This window comes from Rhodococcus sp. SJ-2, assembly GCF_053750035.1.
Map to the genome: position 1 here is coordinate 1,558,501 of NZ_CM132340.1, position 21,257 is coordinate 1,579,757.

General features: G+C 65.1%; 19 protein-coding genes. 12 read left to right on the forward strand and 7 right to left on the reverse strand.

What is annotated here, in order from left to right; all coding sequences use genetic code 11:
• Window positions 1–110 precede the first annotated feature (110 nt).
• Window positions 111–2,576 carry an AAA family ATPase gene (locus ACSYG9_RS07155; protein ID WP_440126500.1) on the forward strand — a complete coding sequence of 822 codons (2,466 nt, stop codon included), beginning with the start codon at window positions 111–113 and terminating at the stop codon, window positions 2,574–2,576.
• Here ACSYG9_RS07155 and ACSYG9_RS07160 read toward each other — a convergent pair whose 3' ends face one another.
• From ACSYG9_RS07160 to ACSYG9_RS07170, 3 genes are read right to left on the reverse strand one after another with little or no spacing between them, the layout of a single operon-like run.
• The gene (locus ACSYG9_RS07160) at window positions 2,577–3,278 is read right to left on the reverse strand and encodes a GTP pyrophosphokinase (protein ID WP_440126501.1); all 702 of its coding nucleotides are present in this window, start codon (window positions 3,276–3,278) and stop codon (window positions 2,577–2,579) included.
• On the reverse strand, window positions 3,253–4,593 hold the full coding sequence (locus tag ACSYG9_RS07165; RefSeq protein WP_440126502.1) for an MFS transporter: 1,341 nt from the start codon (window positions 4,591–4,593) through the stop codon (window positions 3,253–3,255). The genes ACSYG9_RS07160 and ACSYG9_RS07165 overlap by 26 nt, the downstream gene beginning before the upstream one ends.
• Window positions 4,594–4,633: 40 nt before the next feature.
• On the reverse strand, window positions 4,634–5,629 hold the full coding sequence (locus tag ACSYG9_RS07170; protein WP_440126503.1) for an aldo/keto reductase: 996 nt from the start codon (window positions 5,627–5,629) through the stop codon (window positions 4,634–4,636).
• A 135-nt stretch (window positions 5,630–5,764) separates the two neighbouring features.
• Between ACSYG9_RS07170 and ACSYG9_RS07175 the strand changes: the two genes are divergently transcribed.
• Together ACSYG9_RS07175 and ilvD are read left to right on the forward strand one after the other, a co-directional pair.
• Complete coding sequence (locus ACSYG9_RS07175) at window positions 5,765–6,337, forward strand: TIGR03086 family metal-binding protein (RefSeq protein ID WP_440126504.1); 573 nt, start codon at window positions 5,765–5,767, stop codon at window positions 6,335–6,337.
• On the forward strand, window positions 6,334–8,040 hold the full coding sequence (gene ilvD, locus ACSYG9_RS07180; RefSeq protein WP_440126505.1) for a dihydroxy-acid dehydratase: 1,707 nt from the start codon (window positions 6,334–6,336) through the stop codon (window positions 8,038–8,040). Before ACSYG9_RS07175 ends, ilvD begins: the two co-directional genes overlap by 4 nt.
• 7 nt (window positions 8,041–8,047) lie before the next feature.
• Here ilvD and ACSYG9_RS07185 read toward each other — a convergent pair whose 3' ends face one another.
• Both ACSYG9_RS07185 and ACSYG9_RS07190 read right to left on the reverse strand, forming a co-directional pair.
• Complete coding sequence (locus tag ACSYG9_RS07185; RefSeq protein ID WP_440126506.1) at window positions 8,048–8,713, reverse strand: serine protease; 666 nt, start codon at window positions 8,711–8,713, stop codon at window positions 8,048–8,050.
• 79 nt (window positions 8,714–8,792) lie between these two features.
• Window positions 8,793–9,563 (reverse strand): DUF6319 family protein, encoded by a 771-nt coding sequence (locus ACSYG9_RS07190; protein ID WP_440126507.1) that lies wholly within the window; start codon window positions 9,561–9,563, stop codon window positions 8,793–8,795.
• A gap of 140 nt (window positions 9,564–9,703) precedes the next feature.
• Between ACSYG9_RS07190 and ACSYG9_RS07195 the strand changes: the two genes are divergently transcribed.
• Window positions 9,704–10,756 (forward strand): adenylate/guanylate cyclase domain-containing protein, encoded by a 1,053-nt coding sequence (locus tag ACSYG9_RS07195; protein WP_440126508.1) that lies wholly within the window; start codon window positions 9,704–9,706, stop codon window positions 10,754–10,756.
• A 14-nt stretch (window positions 10,757–10,770) separates the two neighbouring features.
• Here ACSYG9_RS07195 and ACSYG9_RS07200 read toward each other — a convergent pair whose 3' ends face one another.
• Complete coding sequence (locus tag ACSYG9_RS07200) at window positions 10,771–11,418, reverse strand: TetR family transcriptional regulator (protein WP_440126509.1); 648 nt, start codon at window positions 11,416–11,418, stop codon at window positions 10,771–10,773.
• Window positions 11,419–11,601: 183 nt separating this feature from the next.
• Here ACSYG9_RS07200 and ACSYG9_RS07205 point away from each other — a divergent pair, with 183 nt between their 5' ends.
• The 8 genes from ACSYG9_RS07205 (at window position 11,602) to ACSYG9_RS07240 (ending at window position 20,264) form a co-directional block, all read left to right on the forward strand.
• Window positions 11,602–13,080, forward strand: a complete 1,479-nt coding sequence (locus ACSYG9_RS07205; protein ID WP_454842910.1) for an MFS transporter — start codon at window positions 11,602–11,604, stop codon at window positions 13,078–13,080.
• A gap of 122 nt (window positions 13,081–13,202) precedes the next feature.
• Entirely contained in the window at window positions 13,203–14,135 is a 933-nt protein-coding gene (locus ACSYG9_RS07210; RefSeq protein ID WP_440126510.1) for a diiron oxygenase, read from the forward strand.
• 94 nt (window positions 14,136–14,229) lie between these two features.
• Entirely contained in the window at window positions 14,230–15,003 is a 774-nt protein-coding gene (locus ACSYG9_RS07215; RefSeq protein WP_440126511.1) for an SDR family oxidoreductase, read from the forward strand.
• Window positions 15,004–15,167: 164 nt separating this feature from the next.
• Window positions 15,168–15,962, forward strand: a complete 795-nt coding sequence (locus ACSYG9_RS07220) for an enoyl-CoA hydratase-related protein (protein WP_169690843.1) — start codon at window positions 15,168–15,170, stop codon at window positions 15,960–15,962.
• Window positions 15,963–15,993: 31 nt separating this feature from the next.
• Window positions 15,994–16,725: an SDR family oxidoreductase gene (locus ACSYG9_RS07225; protein ID WP_440126512.1), complete on the forward strand. Its 732-nt coding sequence runs from the start codon at window positions 15,994–15,996 to the stop codon at window positions 16,723–16,725.
• A 30-nt stretch (window positions 16,726–16,755) separates the two neighbouring features.
• Window positions 16,756–18,426, forward strand: a complete 1,671-nt coding sequence (locus ACSYG9_RS07230; RefSeq protein ID WP_440126513.1) for an AMP-binding protein — start codon at window positions 16,756–16,758, stop codon at window positions 18,424–18,426.
• Complete coding sequence (locus tag ACSYG9_RS07235; RefSeq protein WP_440126514.1) at window positions 18,423–19,571, forward strand: acyl-CoA dehydrogenase family protein; 1,149 nt, start codon at window positions 18,423–18,425, stop codon at window positions 19,569–19,571. The genes ACSYG9_RS07230 and ACSYG9_RS07235 overlap by 4 nt, the downstream gene beginning before the upstream one ends.
• A gap of 30 nt (window positions 19,572–19,601) precedes the next feature.
• Window positions 19,602–20,264, forward strand: coding sequence for a TetR family transcriptional regulator (locus ACSYG9_RS07240; RefSeq protein ID WP_440126515.1), 663 nt, complete (start codon window positions 19,602–19,604; stop codon window positions 20,262–20,264).
• Here ACSYG9_RS07240 and ACSYG9_RS07245 read toward each other — a convergent pair.
• Window positions 20,243–21,055, reverse strand: a complete 813-nt coding sequence (locus ACSYG9_RS07245) for an IclR family transcriptional regulator (protein ID WP_454841842.1) — start codon at window positions 21,053–21,055, stop codon at window positions 20,243–20,245. The genes ACSYG9_RS07240 and ACSYG9_RS07245 overlap by 22 nt on opposite strands.
• Between the last annotated feature and the right edge of the window lie 202 nt (window positions 21,056–21,257).

Consider the following 21,257-nt stretch of genomic DNA (forward strand, 5'->3'; position numbering starts at 1 on the left):
CTGTTGTCGGCGTAGCGGAGTCTGCCTCTGCCATAGAGCTGTGCTGCAAAGAAAGTGCACGCGGCACTTCCTGTGGAAACCGAGATTCAGGTCGAGACCGTGGAGTGACAATGACCGACAGCTGGCTTTCCCGCGACCCGTTCGACGACATCTTCGACCGATTCTTCAGCTCCGGCGGACTCCGTCAACCGCAGGTACAGCGCGTGGACCTGAGTCGGCTACTCAATGACGACGCGAAGCAGCTCGTCGCCGAGGCCAGGAAGGCAGCCACGGAGTGGGGTAGCGCGGAGCTGACCCCAGAACATCTCTTGTATGCCGCCACGCTCAACGACCCGACCCGCGGTGTGATCAACGGCCTGGGTCTGGATCCTGATGCGGTCGCCGAGCAGATGCGCTCCCTTGCCGGTGGCGAAGGCAACGAGGGCGAGCAGGTGACGCTCAGTCCTGCGACCAAGCGTGCACTACGGGTTGCCCAGCAGCAGGCAGGGCAGTCGGGTATCAGCTACATCGGTCCCGAGCACATCCTCTACGGGATTGCCGCGAACAGCGAGAACCCGGCTGCTCATGCGCTGGCCGGCGCCAAACTCGATTCCGGAGGTCGGCGCGACACATCAGAGAGCACGACGCCCACACTCGACGAGTACGGCAGAGACCTGACCGCCGAGGCGCGCGCGGGCAACGTCGACCCCGTGGTCGGGCGAGCCGACGAGATCGCGCAGACCATCGAGATCCTCTCCCGTCGTCGTAAGAACAATCCCGTCCTGATCGGTGATCCCGGCGTGGGCAAAACCGCGATCGTCGAGGGCTTGGCGCAGCGAATCGTCAACGGAGACGTACCGTCGACGCTGGCCGATCGACGCGTCGTCGCTCTCGACGTCGGTTCGCTGGTCGCCGGTAGCAAATATCGCGGCGAGTTCGAGGAGCGGTTGACGAAGATCCTCGACGAGGTCCGCGAACACTCCGACGAACTGGTTCTCTTCATCGACGAGTTGCACACGATCGTCGGAGCGGGCAGTGGCGGCGAAGGTTCGATGGATGCCGGCAATCTGCTCAAGCCGGCCCTCGCACGCGGAGAGTTGCATGCGGTGGGCGCGACCACAATCGACGAGTACCGCCGCTACATCGAGAAGGACGCGGCGCTCGAACGGCGATTCCAGCCGGTGATGGTGTCCGAGCCTTCGGTCGACGACACCATCGAGATTCTGCGCGGACTGATCGATGTCTACGAGGAACACCATCAAGTTCACTACACGGACGAAGCGCTGGTGGCGGCAGCCGAGCTGTCCGATCGGTACATCACGGACAGGTTCATGCCCGACAAGGCGATCGACCTGGTCGACCAGGCGGGCGCACGTGTACGGCTGCGTACCAAGACTCCGGACGCGGATGCTCGTTCGCAGGAAGACGAACTGGCACGCCTCGAACGCGAGAAGGACACCGCGGTCGCGGCCGAGGACTACGCCAAGGCCGGTGAGTTGAAAGACGAGATAGCAGCCCTCGAAGAGCGCATCGGTTCGAGCGGCTCAGCATCGACGCCGCAGGTCGAGGTCGTCGACATTGCCGAGGTGATCTCCAGGCAGACCGGCATCCCGGTCGCCGAACTGACGGCAGAAGAACGCCAACGACTCCTCGACCTCGAGGATATGCTCCATGCTCGCGTGGTCGGGCAGGACCAAGCAGTCTCAGCGGTGGCCGAAGCTGTGCGGAGGGCGCGCGCGGGCCTGTCCGACCCGAACAGGCCGATCGGGTCGTTCCTGTTTCTCGGCCCCACCGGGGTCGGTAAGACAGAGCTCGCAAAGGCGCTCGCCGCTGCCGTGTTCGGTGACGAAGACCGGATGATTCGCTTCGATATGAGCGAATTCCAGGAGAAGCACACCGTCTCCCGTCTGGTCGGTGCTCCCCCTGGCTATGTCGGGTACGAGGAGGCAGGGCAACTCACGGACAAGGTTCGCCGTCAGCCGTACTCGGTGGTCCTGTTCGACGAGATCGAGAAGGCGCACACCGATGTGTTCAATGTACTTCTCCAGCTCCTCGACGACGGCCATGTCACCGACGCACAAGGCCGCATAGTAGATTTCAAGAACACCATCGTCATTCTCACCAGCAACATCGGGTCCGACCTCATCCTGGCCGACACCAGCGGCGACATCGAGACCCTGACCCCGAAGCTGATGGAGCGACTGCACTCCCATTTCCGGCCCGAGTTCCTCAACCGTATCGATGAGACGGTGGTGTTCCACCGACTCGACAAGGCACAGCTGCGCGAGATAGTCGACCTGATCCTCAACGGGACCCGGCGGCGATTGCGAGCCCAGGACGTCGATCTGGACATCACCGAGAGCGCGGTCGACTGGCTGGTGGACAGGGGGTTCGCACCGGAGTTCGGTGCTCGCCCGTTGCGGCGGACCGTCCAGAAGCAACTCGACAACAGACTGTCGAACCTGCTGCTTGCGGGAACGCTCGGCGCGGGAGACACGGTGCGAGTCGACACCGGTTCTGATGGTCTGGTGCTCGAGACGGTCACCGGTGGAGACGAGCAGCAAGATCCCGACGGCGACTCATCGGCAGAGGACTGATCAGCTGCCGGTCTCCCCATGTACCCGGTCGTGCAGCGCCTCCATCTTCACGTCGAGGTCACGGGCGGTTTCAGCAGCAACACGGAGTTCCTCACGCAGTGCATCCGGCACCGCGCGGTCGTGCTTGTAGTAGATCTTGTGCTCGAGACTTGCCCAGAAGTCCATCGCGACCGTTCGGATCTGGAGTTCGACGTAGACCGACTCCATGCGGTCGGACATGAACACGGGGATCTCGACGATCACGTGGACACTGCGATAGCCGTTCGGCTTGGGCCGGGCGATGTAGTCCTCGATCTCGACCACACCGACGTCCCCCTGTCGCGTGATCATGTCCATGATGCGGTAGACGTCGGAGGTGAAGCTGCACGTGATGCGAATGCCGGCGATGTCCCGGACGTGCTCACGCACGCCTTCGAGAGTCTGAGGAGCACCCTTGCGGCGTGCCTTCGCAATGATCGACTCGGGCGATTTGAGTCGCGACTTGACGTGCTCGATCGGGTTGTAGTCGCGGGCGTAGGTGAACTCGTCGCGCAAGATATTGATCTTGGTCATCATCTCGTCGATGCCGAACTTGTACACCATGAGAAACCGAGTGAGCTCGCTCTTCAGGTCCTGCAGCGATACCGGCGGCCGAGCGGAAGCATCCTCCGGCTCGTCGGGTAGGGGCACGCCCTGTTCAGGACCGTCCACCGTCGTTGTCACTCGGTTCCTCCTCGATGTGTTCCGTTACCGAGTCTGCCAGTTCCTCACGTCGGGGCTCGGTTCTCGCTCGCAATATCTGCCGCAACGTGCGCGGATACACACCTGTTTCACGTCTCGCCTTCTTGCGGGTGATCAGCACACCTACGAGGGCGAGCACCCAGATCGGGTATTGCGCGAGCCACGCGACCCGGAACGAATCGAAGCCGTATCCGCCGAACGCTTCGAGCAGTACACCCATCGTCTGGACGACGAGCAGCGTCGCCAGGAAACCACCGATGTTGACGATGCCCTGAGCTGTACCGAGCGCGGTCGACGGGTTGAAGGTGCGCGCATAGTCGAAGCCGACCATCGAACCGGGGCCACCGACCGAGATGACGACGATGAGCAGCACCAGCAGCCAGATCGGCGCAGGCCCGGGCAACGCAAGCACGACGGTCCAGGCAGTTGCGCACGCGGCGATGATCGACAGCACGAGCCACGAGCGATGATTCGGGTAACGCCCCGTGAGGATGCCGAGGATCGGGCCTGCCGCGATCGCGGTGGCCACCGACACCGTGAGCATCGAACCGGCGGCCGCGGGCGAGAGCCCTTGCGCGGATTCGAGGTATGGGACGCCCCACATCAACGCGAACGTGGTCACCGAGAACTGGGTCCCCATATGAGTGAAGAACCCCAGCCGCGTGCCGGGCCGGCGCCACACTCCACCGATCTGGGCGAGCACGTTGCGCAGGCCCGTGGGCGGGACCTCCAGTCGCTCCCCTGACGGTGCATCACGGACGACCGCAACCACCAGGACGCACGCGAGCAGCCCCAGTGCCGCGGCACTGCCGTACGCTGCCGTCCATCCCTGATCGGACAGGATCAGCACGAACGGAACGGCCGACAGCACCTGTCCGAGCTGGCCGAGGATGCCGGTCAGCTGCGACACCACAGGAACGCGGCGCGGCGCGAACCACACCGGAACCAGCCTGAGCACGGAGATGAACGTCAGCGCATCACCCACGCCGACGAACACGCGGCCCGCGTAGGCGATCGGCAGCGAGTCGGTGACTGCGAGGACCAACTGGGCCACCGCCATGACGGCGGCACCCAACGCGATGATCTTGCGCGACCCGAATCGGTCCAGCAGAACTCCGGCGGGAATCTGCATGCCCGCGTAGACAATGAGCTGCAACACCACGAACCCGGACAACACGGACGGGGAGATGTCGAAACGCTCGGTCGCAGCCAGGCCCGATACCCCGAAGGTAGTGCGATGCAGGACGGCAACCATGTAGGCGAGGACACCGACACCCCAGACCAGCCATGACCTCATGAGATACACACGATACGCCGCAGCTCGTTAGATCAGGTAACTACTCGCGCCCGAGCGACACCCACGTCGGGTCGGAAGCCCGCTCACCGACCACCTCACCGGCAAGTGCGTCGAGGCGTCCGACCTGCTCGTCCGACAGCACCACGTCCACAGCGCCCGCGTTCTCTGTGACGCGCGCAGCAAGACGGGTACCGGGAATCGGGACCGACGGCAGACCGAAAACACGAGCCTTCGCGTCGAGCCACGCCAGAGCAACCTGCGCGACGGTGGCGCCTGCTTCATCGGCGACGGCGCGTACCTTCGCACGCAACTCGAGATTCTTCGGAAGCGCCTCTGCGTCGAAACGCGGGAACCGATGACGAAGATCGCCGTCTCCGAGCTGCCCCGGCGCGAACGCGTCGGTCAGCAAACCGCGACTGACCGGGGAGAACGGAACAAAACCGATACCGAGCTCAGCAGCAGTCGGCACCACATTGCGTTCCACATCGCGCGAGACGATGCTCCACTCCGACTGGATCGCGGCGATCGGATGCACAGCGTGCGCACGTCGCAGCTCGTCACCGGTCGCTTCGGACAGGCCGAGGTGGCGCACTTTCCCGGCTTTCACGAGCTCGGCCATCGCGCCCACCGTTTCCTCGATCGGGACCTCGGGGTCGACGCGGTGCAGGTAGTACAGATCCACCACGTCCACACCGAGCCGCTGCAGCGATTCATCGATGGCCTCGTGCACATGATCGGGGTGCCCGTTGATCCCCCGATTTCCGGTCGCCGGGTTTCCGACGAGTCCGAACTTCGTGGCCAATTGCACCTCGGTGCGACGCGTACCCAGCAACTTCCCGACTACCTGCTCACTCAGCCCGTTGCCGTAGATATTGGCGGTGTCGATGAAGGTGACTCCGATGTCGACCGCGTGATGAAGCGTCGCGAGTGCGTCGTCAGGATCGACCTTCCCGTACACGGGAGCGACGGACATCGCTCCGTAGCCCTGCGCACTGACGGTGAGCCCGGGGGCGAGTTCGACGGCGGGAACGGTCATCGGCGGATTCTCCTCAGGTCGGCGGCACTCGTGCCTTCGCGCACGGCACGCCGATCGATCCTTCCGCACATTGCCGCGCACCGCAGGATTCCGAATCACCATGATCGCAACTGTGCCGCGCCTACGCTGGTCCCCATGGCGATCGACTGGCTCGACCTTCAGCTCACTGCCCGACGAGAATTCGACACGCGCCTCGCCCACATCACAGACTGGACGGCGCCCACGCCCGACACGGAGTGGAATGTCGCCGACCTCGTGCGACACATGGTCGACGAACAGCGTTGGGTCGCGCCCATCCTGGAAGGGCACACCGTCGCAGATGCGGAAGCCACGCTCGAACCGATCCGCGACGACCTCGCCGCGGAATGGCACCGCTACGCTGAAGAGGCCACCGCAGCGTGGGCTGCCACCCCGCTCGACAAGCCCGTGCACCTCTCGTACGGCACCGTGTCGTGTCTCGACTATCTCAAACAACAGGTCGGTGACATCGCAGTACACACCTGGGATCTGGCGCGTGCCGTCGGCGACGGCGACCGCCTGCACCCCGGATTGGTGGACGCCGTGTGGACCGACCTGCAATCTCAGCGCGACATGCTCGCATCGAGCGGATTGTTCGAGCCACCCGTGCAGATTCCCGACGACGCCCCCGTGCAGGACCGGCTGATCGCCCTCACCGGCCGCGATCCCAGGACCGGAGGAGCGTCATGAACGACCGGCCTGCCGACATCGACATCAAACCCCGCAGCCGCGACGTCACCGACGGCATGGAGAAGACCGCGTCACGCGGAATGCTGCGTGCCGTCGGGATGGGCGACGACGACTGGGCCAAACCCCAGATCGGGGTCGCGTCGTCGTGGAACGAGATCACACCCTGCAACCTGTCGCTGGACCGTCTCGCACAGTCTGTGAAGGACGGGGTGCACGCGGCCGGCGGGTATCCGCTCGAGTTCGGAACCATCTCTGTCTCCGATGGCATCTCGATGGGTCACGAGGGCATGCATTTCTCCCTCGTCTCCCGCGAGGTCATCGCCGACAGCGTGGAGACGGTCATGCAGGCCGAGCGACTCGACGGATCGGTGCTGCTCGCCGGGTGCGACAAGTCGCTGCCCGGAATGCTCATGGCTGCCGCGCGGCTCGACCTCGCCTCGGTGTTCCTGTATGCGGGATCGATCCTCCCCGGCATCGCGAAACTGTCCGACGGCACAGAACGCGACGTGACGATCATCGACGCGTTCGAAGCCGTCGGAGCGTGCGCGCGCGGACTGATGTCCGAAGAGGATCTCGGTGCGATCGAGCGCGCGATCTGCCCCGGCGAGGGCGCGTGCGGCGGTATGTACACGGCCAACACCATGGCCAGCGCCGCGGAAGCGCTCGGTATGTCGCTGCCCGGTAGCGCGTCGCCACCGGCCACCGACCGCCGTCGCGACGGATTCGCACGACGCAGCGGACAAGCCGTCGTCGAGATGCTGCGCCGCGGTATCACCGCATCCGACATCCTCACCAAGGAAGCCTTCGAGAACGCGATCGCGGTGGTGATGGCGTTCGGCGGATCCACCAATGCGGTGCTGCATCTGCTGGCGATCGCCCACGAAGCCGACGTCGATCTCACGCTCGACGATTTCGTGCGGGTCGGCGCGCGCGTCCCCCACCTCGCCGACGTCAAACCCTTCGGTCGGCACGTCATGAAGGACGTCGACCACATCGGTGGCGTTCCGGTCATCATGAAAGCTCTGCTCGACGCCGGTCTTCTGCACGGCGACTGCCTCACCGTCACCGGCGCGACCGTCGCGGAGAATCTTGCGGGGATCGACCCGCCCGATCCCGATGGGAAGGTGCTGCGTGCGCTGAGCGATCCCATCCATCCCACCGGTGGCATCACGATCCTGCGCGGATCCCTCGCGCCGGGAGGCGCAGTGGTGAAGTCTGCGGGTTTCGACGAGTCCGTTTTCGAAGGCACCGCGAGGGTCTTCGAACGCGAACGCGCAGCGATGGACGCCCTAGAGGACGGCACGATCACGTCGGGCGACGTCGTGGTCATCCGGTACGAGGGCCCCAAGGGCGGTCCGGGGATGCGCGAGATGCTCGCGATCACCGGTGCCATCAAGGGCGCAGGTCTCGGCAAGGACGTCCTGCTGCTCACCGACGGCCGGTTCTCGGGCGGCACCACGGGCCTGTGCGTCGGGCATGTCGCGCCGGAGGCCGTCGACGGCGGCCCCATCGCGTTCGTGCGCGACGGCGACCGGATCAAGCTGGATGTGGCGAACGGCCTGCTCGATGTCCTCGTCGACGACGCTGAAATAGCGGAACGGCGGCAGGGCTGGAAGCCACTGCCGCCGCGCTACACCAAGGGGGTGCTGGCGAAGTACACGAAACTCGTCGGGTCCGCATCACAGGGCGCTGTGTGCGGATGACCTCCGGTCAGATCGGCCGGAACCCTGCTCCTGCGCCGCCGCGCGCATTGATGTCGGCCATGATCACATCGATGTTCGTGCCGACCTCGGGACCGACGCACGGTGCCAGCAAGTAGGCGTTGACCATCGCGACCAGGGTGGTTCCGACGACGAGCGGCGCACCCGAATCGCCCTCGATGACACAGACCTGGGTCCATGTTTCCTGCGCACCGAAGACGTCGCCCCACACAATGCCGCACGTGTTGCCGGTGGTGCGGCCTTCCTTGCAGGCGATGTTCGGGAACCCGGCGGGGGTCCCGAGTCCGGTGATGGTCACGTTGCCGATGCGGTTGACCGGGGTGACCCTGTCGCCGTAGAACTCGATGACCGCGTAATCGAGGGTCTCGTTGGTCGAGACGATGTGACCCAGTGTTCCGGCGCCCATGTTGTGCTCGGACTTGACCGTCATGCCGGGGTCGCCGCAGTGCGCGGCTGTGAGTCCGACGAGCCGACCGGCCGCATCGTGTCCGATCGTGGTGAGAGTGCAGTCGTACATGCTCTCGTCGCCGTTGCCGAGCGTGATGCCCGATCCGCCGCCGAGGACCACGGAAGGGGCTGCCGTGGCAACCGCCGCACCGCTGCCGACCAGGGCAATCGCGGTTGCGAATACCACAGCAAGTTTTCTGAACATCATGCCCCTCCAACGCGGTCTGTCCCGACCGCTTCCGCGGTCAGCGTACTAGAGCGCCGTCACAGTACTAGAGGATTACGCACTATGCGGGGTTGGAACCGAGACTTTCGAGCGCTTTCCGCGCCTCTTCGAGTTCGCGGCTCAACTGCGCGACGCGTTCCTCCACGGTTCGGCGTGCCTCGTCGATCACCGAGTGCACGGCCTCGATCGCAGTCTCGTCGCCGAGCTCCTTGACGGCGCGTTCGACGGCGTCGGGTGCGACCACGGCGGGCTTCCCGATCTTCCGCGTGCCTTGCGCGACCGCGACCGTCCAGTCGTTCTCGGGGTCGATCGTGACGGTGATGCTGAGGGCGGCGGGCTTCTTGGCGCTGCGCTTGGCGGGGGCCTTGGGCTTCGCAGGCTCTGCGGCCGCCGCGGACGGCGGATTCGCGGAAGGGGAGCTCACTGTGGTCTTCTCCTTGACTGCCGGCCGGGGAGCGGGCCGGGCGGGTTCTGTTTTCGCAACCGAAGTGGTTGCTGCGGGAGTTTGCGTCGTCGAAGGCTTCGGGGCCGGAGCTCTCGTCGCAGCGGGCGGCTTCACAGCGGCCGGTTTCGACGGCGTCTTCGTCGCTACGTCCCGGGTGAAACGCAGCTCGTCGGTTTCGAAGGGAAGCTCGTCGTTGACCCCCTTGGGGCGGACAGTGACCGTGGTCCCGTCGATCGAGATGACACGCGCCGACGTACCCGGTTCGATCCCCAGGCTGGAAATCCCCTCGACGAGATATACCGTGGCGCGGCGCCCCTCCGCGAGGGCGGAGCTCAATTCCGTGAGTTGCTCCTCGGTCAGATGGTCCGCACGTCTACGGGGCGGCATGCCACGTCCTTTCTCAGCTCTACGGTGCGATCGACGGCGCCCACTGTCGCACACCTGTACGACACTCTGTCCGTCCGGACACACCCTGGCTGTATGCCACCGGGGAGCCCGGCGTGTGCTCCCCACCACGACAAGGAAGGATGACGTATGTGAACTCGCCGGAGCAACGACCGCAGCCCGGCCCCGACATGCTCGCCGCCATTCAGCGGGAACTCGAACGCAGCCTGCTCGGGGGCGAACGTCGCTACACGGTCGACGAGGTCGCCACGATGGCAGGCATGTCTCCCGCGCGGGTTCGGCGGCTCTGGCAGGCATTGGGATTCACCGTCGACCCCGAGCCGGACGCAGAGATGTTCACCGACGGCGACGTCGGTGCGCTCCGCGATATCGCAGCGATTGTCGGTAGCGGCGTGATCGACGAGAACCTCGAGCTCTCTGCGGCCCGATCGCTCGGCCAATCGATCTCACGACTCGCCGAGTGGGAACTGACCCTGTTCAACACTCACCTCTTCGACAACCTCGTCGAAGAGCATTCCGATGTGTCGGCGCAGGAGATGCCCGATCTCATCGATGCGCTCGTACAGCAGCTGTCGATGCGGGCCGAGACCCTGCAGAGCCACATCTGGCGGCGTCACATCGTCAGCACTACGGAACGTTCCGTCTGGCGCCCCGAGGGGGACGCGCCCCTGCGCGAGGTCGTGGTCGGGTTCGCCGACATGGTCGGCTACACCCAGCTCACCCGTCGAATCGACGCCGGCGAACTCAACGAATTGCTCGAGTACTTCGAATCCGAGGTCACCGCGGCCATTGCCGGTCACCACGGGTGGATCATCAAGACCGTGGGCGACGAGGTGATGTTCGCGGCCGAGGATCCGGCCGACGGCGCACGTATCGCGCTCGAGCTGCAGGAGACCTTCGGCGCGAGCAAGGACACCCCGGAGCTCCGGGTAGGCCTGGCGTGGGGGCCGGTGCTGGCACGCTTCGGCGACCTGTTCGGCTCCGTGGTCAACAATGCCGCCCGTCTCACCGGCGCAGCGCGGCCCGGTTCGATCCTGGTGGACGAGAAGCTCGCCGCCGAACTGGATCCGGACGAGTTCCGGATCCAGCCGCTGCGCAGGCTCAGGGTCAAAGACTTCCGCCGGTCGCGGCCGTTCGTCCTGCGAGCACCGGACCGACGGCGCTGGACGCTCTGACCAGTGCTCCCGCGTTACTGTCGTTTTGCTGCACGACGAGCCGCGAGGAAATCGTCGACGATCTGTTCGCATGCCGGGCGATCGATGGGCGGCAGGGTGACGAGGCGGTTGAACACAACCGGCCCGACCAGCTGGATGAGTGCGAGGTCGTAGTCGAACTCGCCGAGTTCCTCGCGTGTGGATTCCGCGCCGAGTACGCGGTCGAACGACGAACGGTAGCGCTCGACGAGCTGCTCGCGCAGCGACTGTAGTTCGGGGCGTTCCTGCGCCTCCGGGTCGGCCGGCCGGCTGGCGTGGACGAGCTCCGGACCCATTCCGAGCCAGCACATCGCGGCAAGAGGAATCGGCACGTCCTCGACGATCCGCGCCTGACCGATGAGTAGTTCGACGAGTTGTTCGCGCAGGCCGACGCTCTCCGGCACGGGCGGCGCAGGCGGGATCAACCGCGCGAAGGCCGCGGCAACGAGTTCTGTGCCGTTTGCGAAATGCCGGTACAGCGTTGCCCGGCCCACCCCGGCGCGAGTGGTCACCGCATCGATCGTGACGGCGTCGGCGCCGCCCGTGGCGAGCAGCTCGGTGGCCGCGTCGAGCAGCCGTGCCCGGGACCGCACTTTGCGGGGATCGGGTTCTCTGGATGTACGGACATCTTCGCGCGCGTTCACACCCACAGTTTCTCTCGTCTCGGTCAGGACCTAGTTATGGAACTATCGGTTCCGCTACGATACCGGCAGTCTCGTTAGTCGTTCACCCGAATCATTGCAGTTCAGGCAAACCACCGTCACGTTCGGAAGGCAACCGTGCCCGAAGCCTCAGCACCTCCGAAGTCCGAGATCCCCACCGCGCGCATGACCCGGTCCCAACTGTGGCTGCTCGTCGTGGCGTGCGCTTCGGTGTCCGCGGTGATCGCGGCGATGGCGGCGCTCAACACGGCGTTGCCCGATATCGCCGTCGACACCGGGGCGACACAGAGCGAACTGACCTGGATCGTCGACGGCTACACACTCGCGCTCGCCGCGCTACTACTTCCGGCCGGCGCACTCGGCGACCGGTTCGGCCGGCGCGGAATCCTCGTCGTCGGCCTGGTCGTCTTCGGGCTCGGATCTGCGCTGCCGCTGCTCACCGATGGGCCTACGTGGGTGATCGTGTCCCGCGGCGTCGCCGGCGTCGGGGCAGCCCTCGTCATGCCTGCCACGCTGTCGCTGATCACGACGGGCTTCCCGCCGGAGCACCGTGCACGAGCGATCGGCATCTGGGCCGGGGTGGCCGCTTCGGGTGCAGTCGTCGGCATGATCGTCTCCGGGGTCATCCTCGAATACGCATCCTGGAAGCTGATCTTCGGCGGATTCGCGATCGCGTCCGTCGCACTGGTCGCGATCGCACTGACGATTCCATCGTCGCGGGCAGAGAATCCTGGGCGCTTCGATTTCGGTGGCAGCATTCTGGCGATCGCAGCCATCGGATTGTTCGTCCTCGGGGTTATGGAAGGTCCTCACCGAGGCTGGCTCGACCCTCTCACCCTGAGCGCCGTGACGATAGGCCTCGTGGCCGCCGCCGGCTTCGTGTTCACCGAATTGCGTGCCGCCGAACCACTGCTCGACATGCGCTTGTTCACGAACCGCGCATTCGGTGTCGGCGCGGCCTGCCTGAACCTTCAGTTCCTCGCGGGGTTCGGCATGTTCTTCCTGATCGTGCAGTATTTCCAGCTCATCCTCGGTTATTCACCTCTGATGGCTTCGGTCGCCCTGACACCCATCTTCGCGGTCGTGATGGTCCTGTCCTTCACGGTGCCCGCCCTACTGCGCTGGATCAGCCTGCGCGTGCTGATCAGTCTCGGACTGGGCCTGATCGGGGTGTCGCTGATCCTCATCGGCATCCTCGACGCAGAGTCGTCGTATCTCGATGCCGCGTTGACGATGCTGATCACCGGCATCGGGTTCGGACTCTGCACGGCACCCGCAACGCACGCGATCGTCACGAACACCCCGGAGGACCAGCAGGGTGTCGCATCGGCCGTGAACGACGCGACGCGCGAGATCGGAGCGGCGATCGGCGTCGCTGCAGCGGGCAGTGTTCTTGCCGCCGCCTACGGCAACCGGATCGCCCCGACTGCGGAGACGATCCCGGAACCGGCGCGCGGGGCGGTGGAAGATTCGCTTGCCGCTGCCCTTCAGGTCGCGGAGAAGGCCGGTACCCAGGGCGAACAACTCGCCACACTCGCCAAGGACGCCTTCCTCGAAGGCATGCAGCACGCCTCGTTCGCGCTGGCGGCAATTCTGCTGGTAGGCGCAGTCGGCGCGGTCTTCTGGGCACCTCCGCGCACCTGAGCTCGCTCTTCTCCTGAGCCCACAATGCCCATCGCCGATTCGGCGGTGGGCATTGTGTCGTGGGCGCGATCACTGTAGCCTTCGATTAACAGTTACCCATCGTCACACTTAAAGGTGGAGACATGACCGCATCGCTCACCCGCGAGAACAGCAAGGGTTTCGTTCCAGGACTCCCGATCTCCGACCGCGAGGACACCGCGCGACGCCTGCTCGCATCGTCCGCCCGCAAGTCGTACGACCCGGTGATCGAGGTCGACTGGGACGCACCGATCCCCGACGACAAGTTCGGCATGACGCCGGAATGGAGCACGCTCTACGGCACCGCCCTCTGGGACGAGCTCAGCGACGAGCAGCGCATCTCACTGACGAAGCATGAGGCCGCGAGCGTGTCGGGAGTGGGCCTGTGGTTCGAGGTCCTGCTCATGCAGATGCTGCTGCGCGATGTCTACGACCGCGACAAGCATTCGAAGCACGTGCAGTTCGCGCTCACCGAAGTCGCCGACGAATGCAGGCACTCTGTGATGTTCGCGCGAGCGGGCGAGCGCCTCGGGATGCCCAGTTACGGACCTCCGCGGTACATCCATCAACTCGGACGGCTGTGGGGCCATTACTTCCGCGGCGCCAATGCCTACGCTTCGGTGATGGCAGCCGAGGAAATCCTCGACATGATGCAGCGCGACTTCATGCGGGACGAGCGCGTACAGCCCGTAACCCGCGCAGTGAGCAAGATTCACGTGCTCGAGGAGGCCCGGCACATCCGATTCGCTCGCGAAGAAGTTACTCGGCGACTCACCGGTGCGAGCCGTGCGCGTCTGGCATTCGAGCGCTTCCAGACAGCAGCGGTCGTGTACTTCGTCATGAAGAGCATGGTTCACCCGAGGGTGTACTCCAACGCCGGACTCGACCGCGATCGCGCGCTCGCGGAGGCCGAGAACAACAAGCACCATCACGACAAGGTGCGCAAGTCCGGTGCCAAGCTCATGACGTTCCTCGACAACGTCGGGCTGGTCGGCGGGCCGTCGAAGATCCTCTACAAGAAGGTTCATCTGCTCTGATCGCAAGCCGGATCCACCGAGCGGAACGCGAGACGGATCCACTGAGCGGAACGGCGCGTCCGAGCCATCGGCCGCGCCGTTACTCTCCGATTCCATGAGCATCCCGAACCCGGCCGACTTCACAGGACAGGCAGTCGTCGTCACCGGCGGCACGAAGGGCATCGGTTTCACCATCGCCGAGACCTTCCTCGCGGCCGGCGCCGACGTCCTCGTATGCGGACGGTCCGAACCCGACGTCCTCCCGGCAGCCGACGGTCGAACGGCCTCGTTCTTCGCTGCCGACATCCGTGACGCCGACCAGGCCGCAGCGGTCGTCGATGCGGCGGCAACGCGGTTCGGCCGCCTCGACGTGCTGGTCAACAACGCGGGCGGTTCCCCCGACGCGGACGCCGCGACGGTCTCGACACGCTTCTTCGACCGGATCGTCTCGCTCAACCTTTCTGCACCTTTCTATGTGGCACAGGCTGCGAACCGGGTCATGAGCACCCAGCCCACCGGCGGGTCGATCATCAACATCGGGAGCGTGTCTGCACACGATCCGCAGCCCGGCACCGCCGCGTACACCGCAGCGAAGGCCGGCCTCCTCGCCCTTACCAAGGCGCTCGCGCTCGAGTGGGCACCGGCCGTGCGGGTCAATCACATCACCACCGGTCTGATCCGCACCGAAGCCGCAGCTCACGTATACGGCGAGGACGGCGGAGCAGCGGTGACGAAGACCCTGCCCATGCAGCGGATGGCCGTGCCCTCCGACATCGCGGGAGCCTGCGTGTACCTGGCCGGGCCGCTTGCGTCCTACGTCAACGGCGCCGATCTCGCCGTCCACGGCGGGGGCGAGGTGCCCGCGCGCTTCATGGCACTGAATCCCTAGTAACAACTCCCGATACCGAGACCCCGCCCCCGGCGCTACGCAGCCCGGGGGCGTTTTCGGCTGCACACCTCGAAGACTGTGACCCTTGACACTCGATTATGGTGAATGTACCTTCAGGCTCAGTGAATGAGTATTCATTCTCTCACTTCGACAAGGGAGTCACCATGACCGACTTCGAGGACATCACCTACGAGATCGACGGCGCCGCCGCGATCATCACGATCAATCGCCCCCAGCGCTACAACGCATTTCGGGGCAAGACCGTCGAGGAACTGATCAAGGCCTTCCGCTCCGCATGGGCGGACACCCGCGTCTCGGGCATCATCCTCACCGGAGCCGGAGAGAAGGCATTCTGCACCGGCGGCGACGTCAAGCAGCGCGCCGAGACGGGCGACTACGGCCCCACCGAGAGCGGCATGTTCGAGATCGGCAACCTGCACAAGCTGATCCGGGACGTTCCCAAGCCCGTCATCGCTGCCGTGAACGGAATCGCCGTCGGCGGCGGGCACGTCCTGCACGTCCTGTGCGACCTCACCATCGCTTCGGAGAACGCGAAGTTCGGCCAGGCCGGGCCCCGCGTCGGATCGTTCGACGCCGGCTTCGGCTCTGCCTTCCTCGCCCGCATCGTCGGCGAGAAACGCGCCCGCGAGATCTGGTACCTGTGCCGGCAGTACGACGCCCCCACCGCCGAGCGCTGGGGTCTCGTGAACTGGGTTGTCCCTCAGGACAAATTGCTCGATGAGGCCAAGGCCGTGGTCGCCGAGATCGCAGAGAAGAGCCCCACCGCGATCCGATTCCTCAAGCAGTCGTTCAACGCCGACACCGACCATCAGGCAGGCCTGAGCAACCTCGCAATGTCTGCACTCGACCTGTTCGGCAAGTCCGACGAAGGCCTCGAGGGAGCGAAAGCGTTCGCAGAGAAGCGGCCTGCCGAATTCGCCAAGTACGTCAGGGCCTGACCGCAACTTTCACGTCGAGAGGACACTTCGCATGAGCAACATCGCACTCGTCACGGGAGCCGGTTCCGGTATCGGTAAATCCATTGCGTTGGCCTTCGCTGCGCAGGGCGACAAGGTGATCGCCGCCGATCTCGATCTCGCGGCCGCTGAGGCCACCGCGAAGGAGCATCCGGACCTGATCACCGCGCTGCCCGTGGATATCTCCGACCGCGCCCAGGTCGACGCCCTCCGCGAACACACTCGCGCGCGGGTCGGCGTCCCCAACATCCTCGTCAACGCTGCCGGATGGGACAGGACCGATCAGTTCCTCAATGCCACACCGGAATTTGCGCAGAAGGTCGTTGCGATCAATTACCTCGGTCCGGTGAACATCTGCAGCGCCTTCCTGCCCGGCATCATCGAGGCAGGGGAAGGCGGCCGGGTGATCAACCTCGCCAGCGATGCCGGTCGCGTCGGCAGCTCGGGTGAATCCATCTACGCCGGAGCCAAGGGCGGTGTCATTGCGCTCACCAAATCGCTTGCGCGAGAGATGGCCAGGCACGGCATCAGCGTCAATTGTGTGTGCCCCGGTCCCACCGACACGCCACTGTTCCAGGCCCAGGACGAGAAGCTCAAAGCAGCACTGATCAAAGCGATTCCGTTTCGCAGGCTCGCTCGCCCCGACGAGGTTGCCGCTCCGGTTCTGTTCTTCGCTTCCGGTTCGGCATCGTTCATCACCGGACAAGTGATCAGCGTCAGCGGCGGCCTCACCATGGCCGGCTGAGCACTCACCCACCAGGACAGGACGAGAACAATGACCGCGTCGTACAACGCCCGGGCATACCGGGAGTACTTCGAGAACGACTTCACGTATCTCAACGGGTTCCGGCGCAACACCGGGCGTTACGCGCACCGGATCGCCCTCACCGACCCCACCTCCGGGCGGCAGTGGACCTACCGGCAGCTCGGTGAACGAGTCGACCGGATCGCGACCGGCCTCGCCGACGCAGGCGTCCGGAGCGGCGACGTCGTTGCATACCAGCTGTTCAACGGAATCGAGTTCGCCGAGCTGTACCTCGCGGTGCAGGCCGTCGGCGCTGTCGGCTCACCCGTCAATTTCCGTCTTGCCGCGGGAGAGACCGCGCTCGTGCTCGACACCAGCACACCGAAGGTGTTCGTCTACGACACCGAACTCACTGCGACTGTGCAGGGGGCACTCGAACACTCGTCGCATACACCCGGTGTGATGATCGCGGTCGGCGACGGCGAGACCGTCTCGGTCCCGGGTGCCACCGCCATGCGCTATCGGGATCTCCCGGCCGACCGGGTCGCTTTGCCGCCGCTGCACCGGACCGTCTGGGACGAGACCACCCGCCTGTACACGTCGGGCACCACCGGCATGCCCAAGGGCGTCCCTCTCAACAGCATGATCGAGGTCCTCAGCGCGCACGACGTGATCATGCACTTCCCCCTCGGCCCCGAAGACAAGACGCTGAACATGACCCCGTGGTTCCACCGCGGTGGCCTGTACTCCGGTGGACCGAACCCGACGTTCTACATCGGCGGGCAGGTCGTGCCGCTACGCACCTTCGATCCCGATCGGGTACTCGATCTCGTCGAGGAGCTGGGCCTGACCTTCCTCATCGGCGCACCCACGAACCTCGCGATGCTCGCCACCGCGCAGGAGCAACGTGCCCGCGACCTGTCGACACTCCGCGGCATCGTCACTATGGGCGCTCCCCTCGAGCGCGACGCCGCGCTCCGCTACCAGAAGGTGCTCAACCCGCGAATCTTCAACGGGTACGGCAGCACCGAGGGGTTCTGGAACACCTTCCTCCGTCCGTCCGATCTCCCCGAGCACGCCGGGACCGCGGGCCGCGCCTGCACCGACGACGACGTTCGCGTCGTGCACGTGTATCCGGACCGGCTCGCCGATCCTGATGACGTGGTCGCACGCGACGGCGACGAGGTAGGCGAGGTCATCGTCCGGTCACCGAAGTGTTCCAATGCCTACTTCGATTCTCCGGACCAGGAGAAGGCCAAGTTCCGGAACGGCTGGTTACACATCGGAGACCTGGCGACCTGGGATGCCGACGAATTCGTCACGATCGTCGGCCGCAAGGACGACATGCTCGTCTCCGGCGGAGAGAACGTACATCCCGTCCAGGTCGAAGAAGCACTCAATCAGCACCCGGGCGTGCAGGACTCCCTGGTCGTCGGTGTGCCGGACCAACGGTGGGGGCGCATCGTCGTCGCCTATGTCGTCGCGTCCGACCCCGATCTGACCGTCGACGCGCTCGACGCGCACTGTCGCGCTCACGACCTGCTGTCCTCGTTCAAACGACCGCGAGCATACCGGTTCGTCGACTCCCTCCCGGTTTCGGCAACGGGAAAGAAGCTGCACTACAAGGCGACCGCGGCGGCAGCGAACGAATTCACCGACGGCCACTTCGCCACCCCTACCGCTACCGGGATGATCCGATGAACACCGCACTGATCCACGAATCCGAACATCTCCAGTTCCGCGAGGTCGCACGAGACTTCGTACGCGAGAAGATCACACCCGTCCACGAGGACTGGGAGCGCGCGAGCTGCCTCGATCGCTCCCTGTTCACCGAGGCAGGCAAGCTCGGCCTGCTGGGCTTCTCGGTCCCCGACGAGTACGGCGGGCCGGGTGTCGACGACTTCCGGTACAACGCCATCTTGATCGACGAGGTCAACCGGGCCGGTCATGCCGCTGCCGGTATCGCGTTCTCGCTGCAGAACGATGTAGTGCTGCCCTATCTCACCGACATGACCACCGACGAGCAGAAGGCACGCTGGCTGCCGGGCGTCGTCAGCGGCGAGACAGTCCTCGGCATTGCGATGACCGAACCCGGAACGGGCAGCGACCTGACGGGCATCCGCACGTCGGCGGCCCGCGACGGCGACCACTACATCGTCAACGGCTCGAAGACGTTCATCTCCAACGGACAGAACGGTGACCTGTTCGTTGTCGCGACCCGCACCTCCGACGACCCGCACAAGGGCCTGACGTTGCTGGTGGTCGAGGCCGACACCCCGGGCTTCTCGCGCGGTCGCAACCTGGAGAAGATCGGTCTGCACGCACAGGACACCAGCGAGTTGATGTTCACCGATATGCGTGTGCCCGTCGCGAATCGCCTGGGCGACGAGGGGCAGGGTTTCTACCAACTCGTCCACAACTTGCCCCAGGAACGCTTGTCGCTCGCGGTGGGAGCCGTCGCCGCAGCCGAAGGCGTCTTCGAGGCGACACTCGCCTATGTGCGGGAACGCAAGGCCTTCGGCACCTCGGTGTCCGGATTCCAGAACACCCAGTTCGTACTCGCCGAACTGTCCACCGAACTCGATATCGCACGCACATTCCTCGACGACTGCATCGCCGAGCACGTCGGCGGCAGGCTCACTGCCGCCCGCGCCGCACGGCTCAAGTGGTGGACCACCGAACTGCAGGTACGAGTCGCCGACCGATGCCTCCAATTGCACGGCGGCTACGGTTACATGCGTGAATACGCCGTGTCGCGGGCATTCGTCGATGCCCGCATCCAGACGATCTACGGCGGTACCACCGAGATCATGAAGACGATCATCGCCAAGGATCTCGGAATCTGACGAGAACGGCGGCGCGACAGGAGCAGCAGCATGACCAACGACCAGGACGAACTGTCCGTCCACGACGCGGTGCGGGCAGTACGGACGGATTCCCGGCGACGTCAGGTCCTTCGCGCCGCCGCGACGGTCATGCAGCGGACCGGATTCCATCAGATGTCCATGCAGGCACTCGCCGACGAGGCGGGTGTCAGCGTGGGCCTGATCTACAAGTATTTCGGCGGCAAGGAGGACGTCCTCCTCGCGACGATAATCAGCATTCTGGAATCGTTCCGCGACCAGCTGGCACCCGCAATGGACACCGCGGGTGACGATCCCGTCGAGCGGCTCGTCGCAGGCATGCGGCGGTACATCGAAATCGTCGACGAGAACATCGATGCGGTGACGTTGACCTACCGGGAGAGCCGCACACTCGATCGCGCCGGACGCGACCGCATCAAGGAACTCGAGGTGTCGACGTCGGCGCCACTACGTGACGTTCTCGAAGACGGCATTGCCTCAGGCCTGCTGAATGACGTCGACGTCGACCTCATGGTGTTCGACCTACTGCTTCTTGCACACGGATGGGCTCTCAAGCATTGGCACTTCGGTGCTCTCTACTCCTTGGACGAATACATCCGCCTGCAGATCCGTTTCGTGCTCAATACGATTCTGCCTGCCGAACGCCGCGACGCTTACGCCCACCTGGTCCGCTGATCCTCACCCCCGCACGCAAGCGCGCTGGAGATCTTCCGGGCGAAGTCAGCGACCAACGGTGCCATCCATTCGAGCTGGATCGCGCGCACGCCACCGGCCAGCGACACACTCGCGATGATTCCGCCGGTGCCGCGCAGGGGCGCGCCGACACTACCGATTCCGACGATCGATTCTTCGCGGTCGAACGCAATGCCGTGGCGCTTACGGACCCGATTCAGCTCCTGGTGGAGGATCACCCGGTCGGTGATCGTGTGGTGCGTGGCGGGGGCAAGTCGGGAGGGATACAGGCTGTCGACCTGTTCCGGGTCGAGCGTCGCGAGCATGGCCTTGCCGCCTGCTGTGGCATACGCCGCCGTACGGCCACCCACCCGCGTCGGCATCCCGGCAGCGCCCGCCCCACCGACCTTGTCGAGGCAGTACACCTGTCCCCCGTCCAGAACGTCGAGATGCACGACACCACCGGTTTGCATAGCCAGTTCGTGGAGGTGCGGTGCCGCGCATTCGCGGAGGCGGTCGCGGTCGATGTCGCCGCCGAGGCCGAGTGCGCGGGAGCCGAGTCCGTAGCCGAGTGCACTGTGTTCGAGCCAGTCGAGGCGGACGAGCTGTTCGAGGATTCGGTGCACGGTCGATCGGGGAAGTCCTGATCGGAAGGTCACCTCTTCGAGGGTGAGCCGCGCAATGCTTGCGTCGAAGGCCTCCAGGATGCGTGTCATCCGCTCGACCATCGAGGGTGGTGGGGTGCGCAGCATCGTTGCGTCGGCCTGCGCGAATTCCGAATCGATGACAGTCAACGTGCCCTCCATTGCTAGTGGTGGGGTGCGGAACACGAGCAGAACTGAAATTGGTTACTGCACGATAGACGCAAGGATCGCCCCCTGACGAGAAGTAGAGCACACAGAGTGTATGTGCGCTACGGATGCAAATACATCGGCGCGTCGCAGGGCGTTTGCCTGCGCACTGGTAGAGGTCGTCGATTACGACTATCGTCACGAT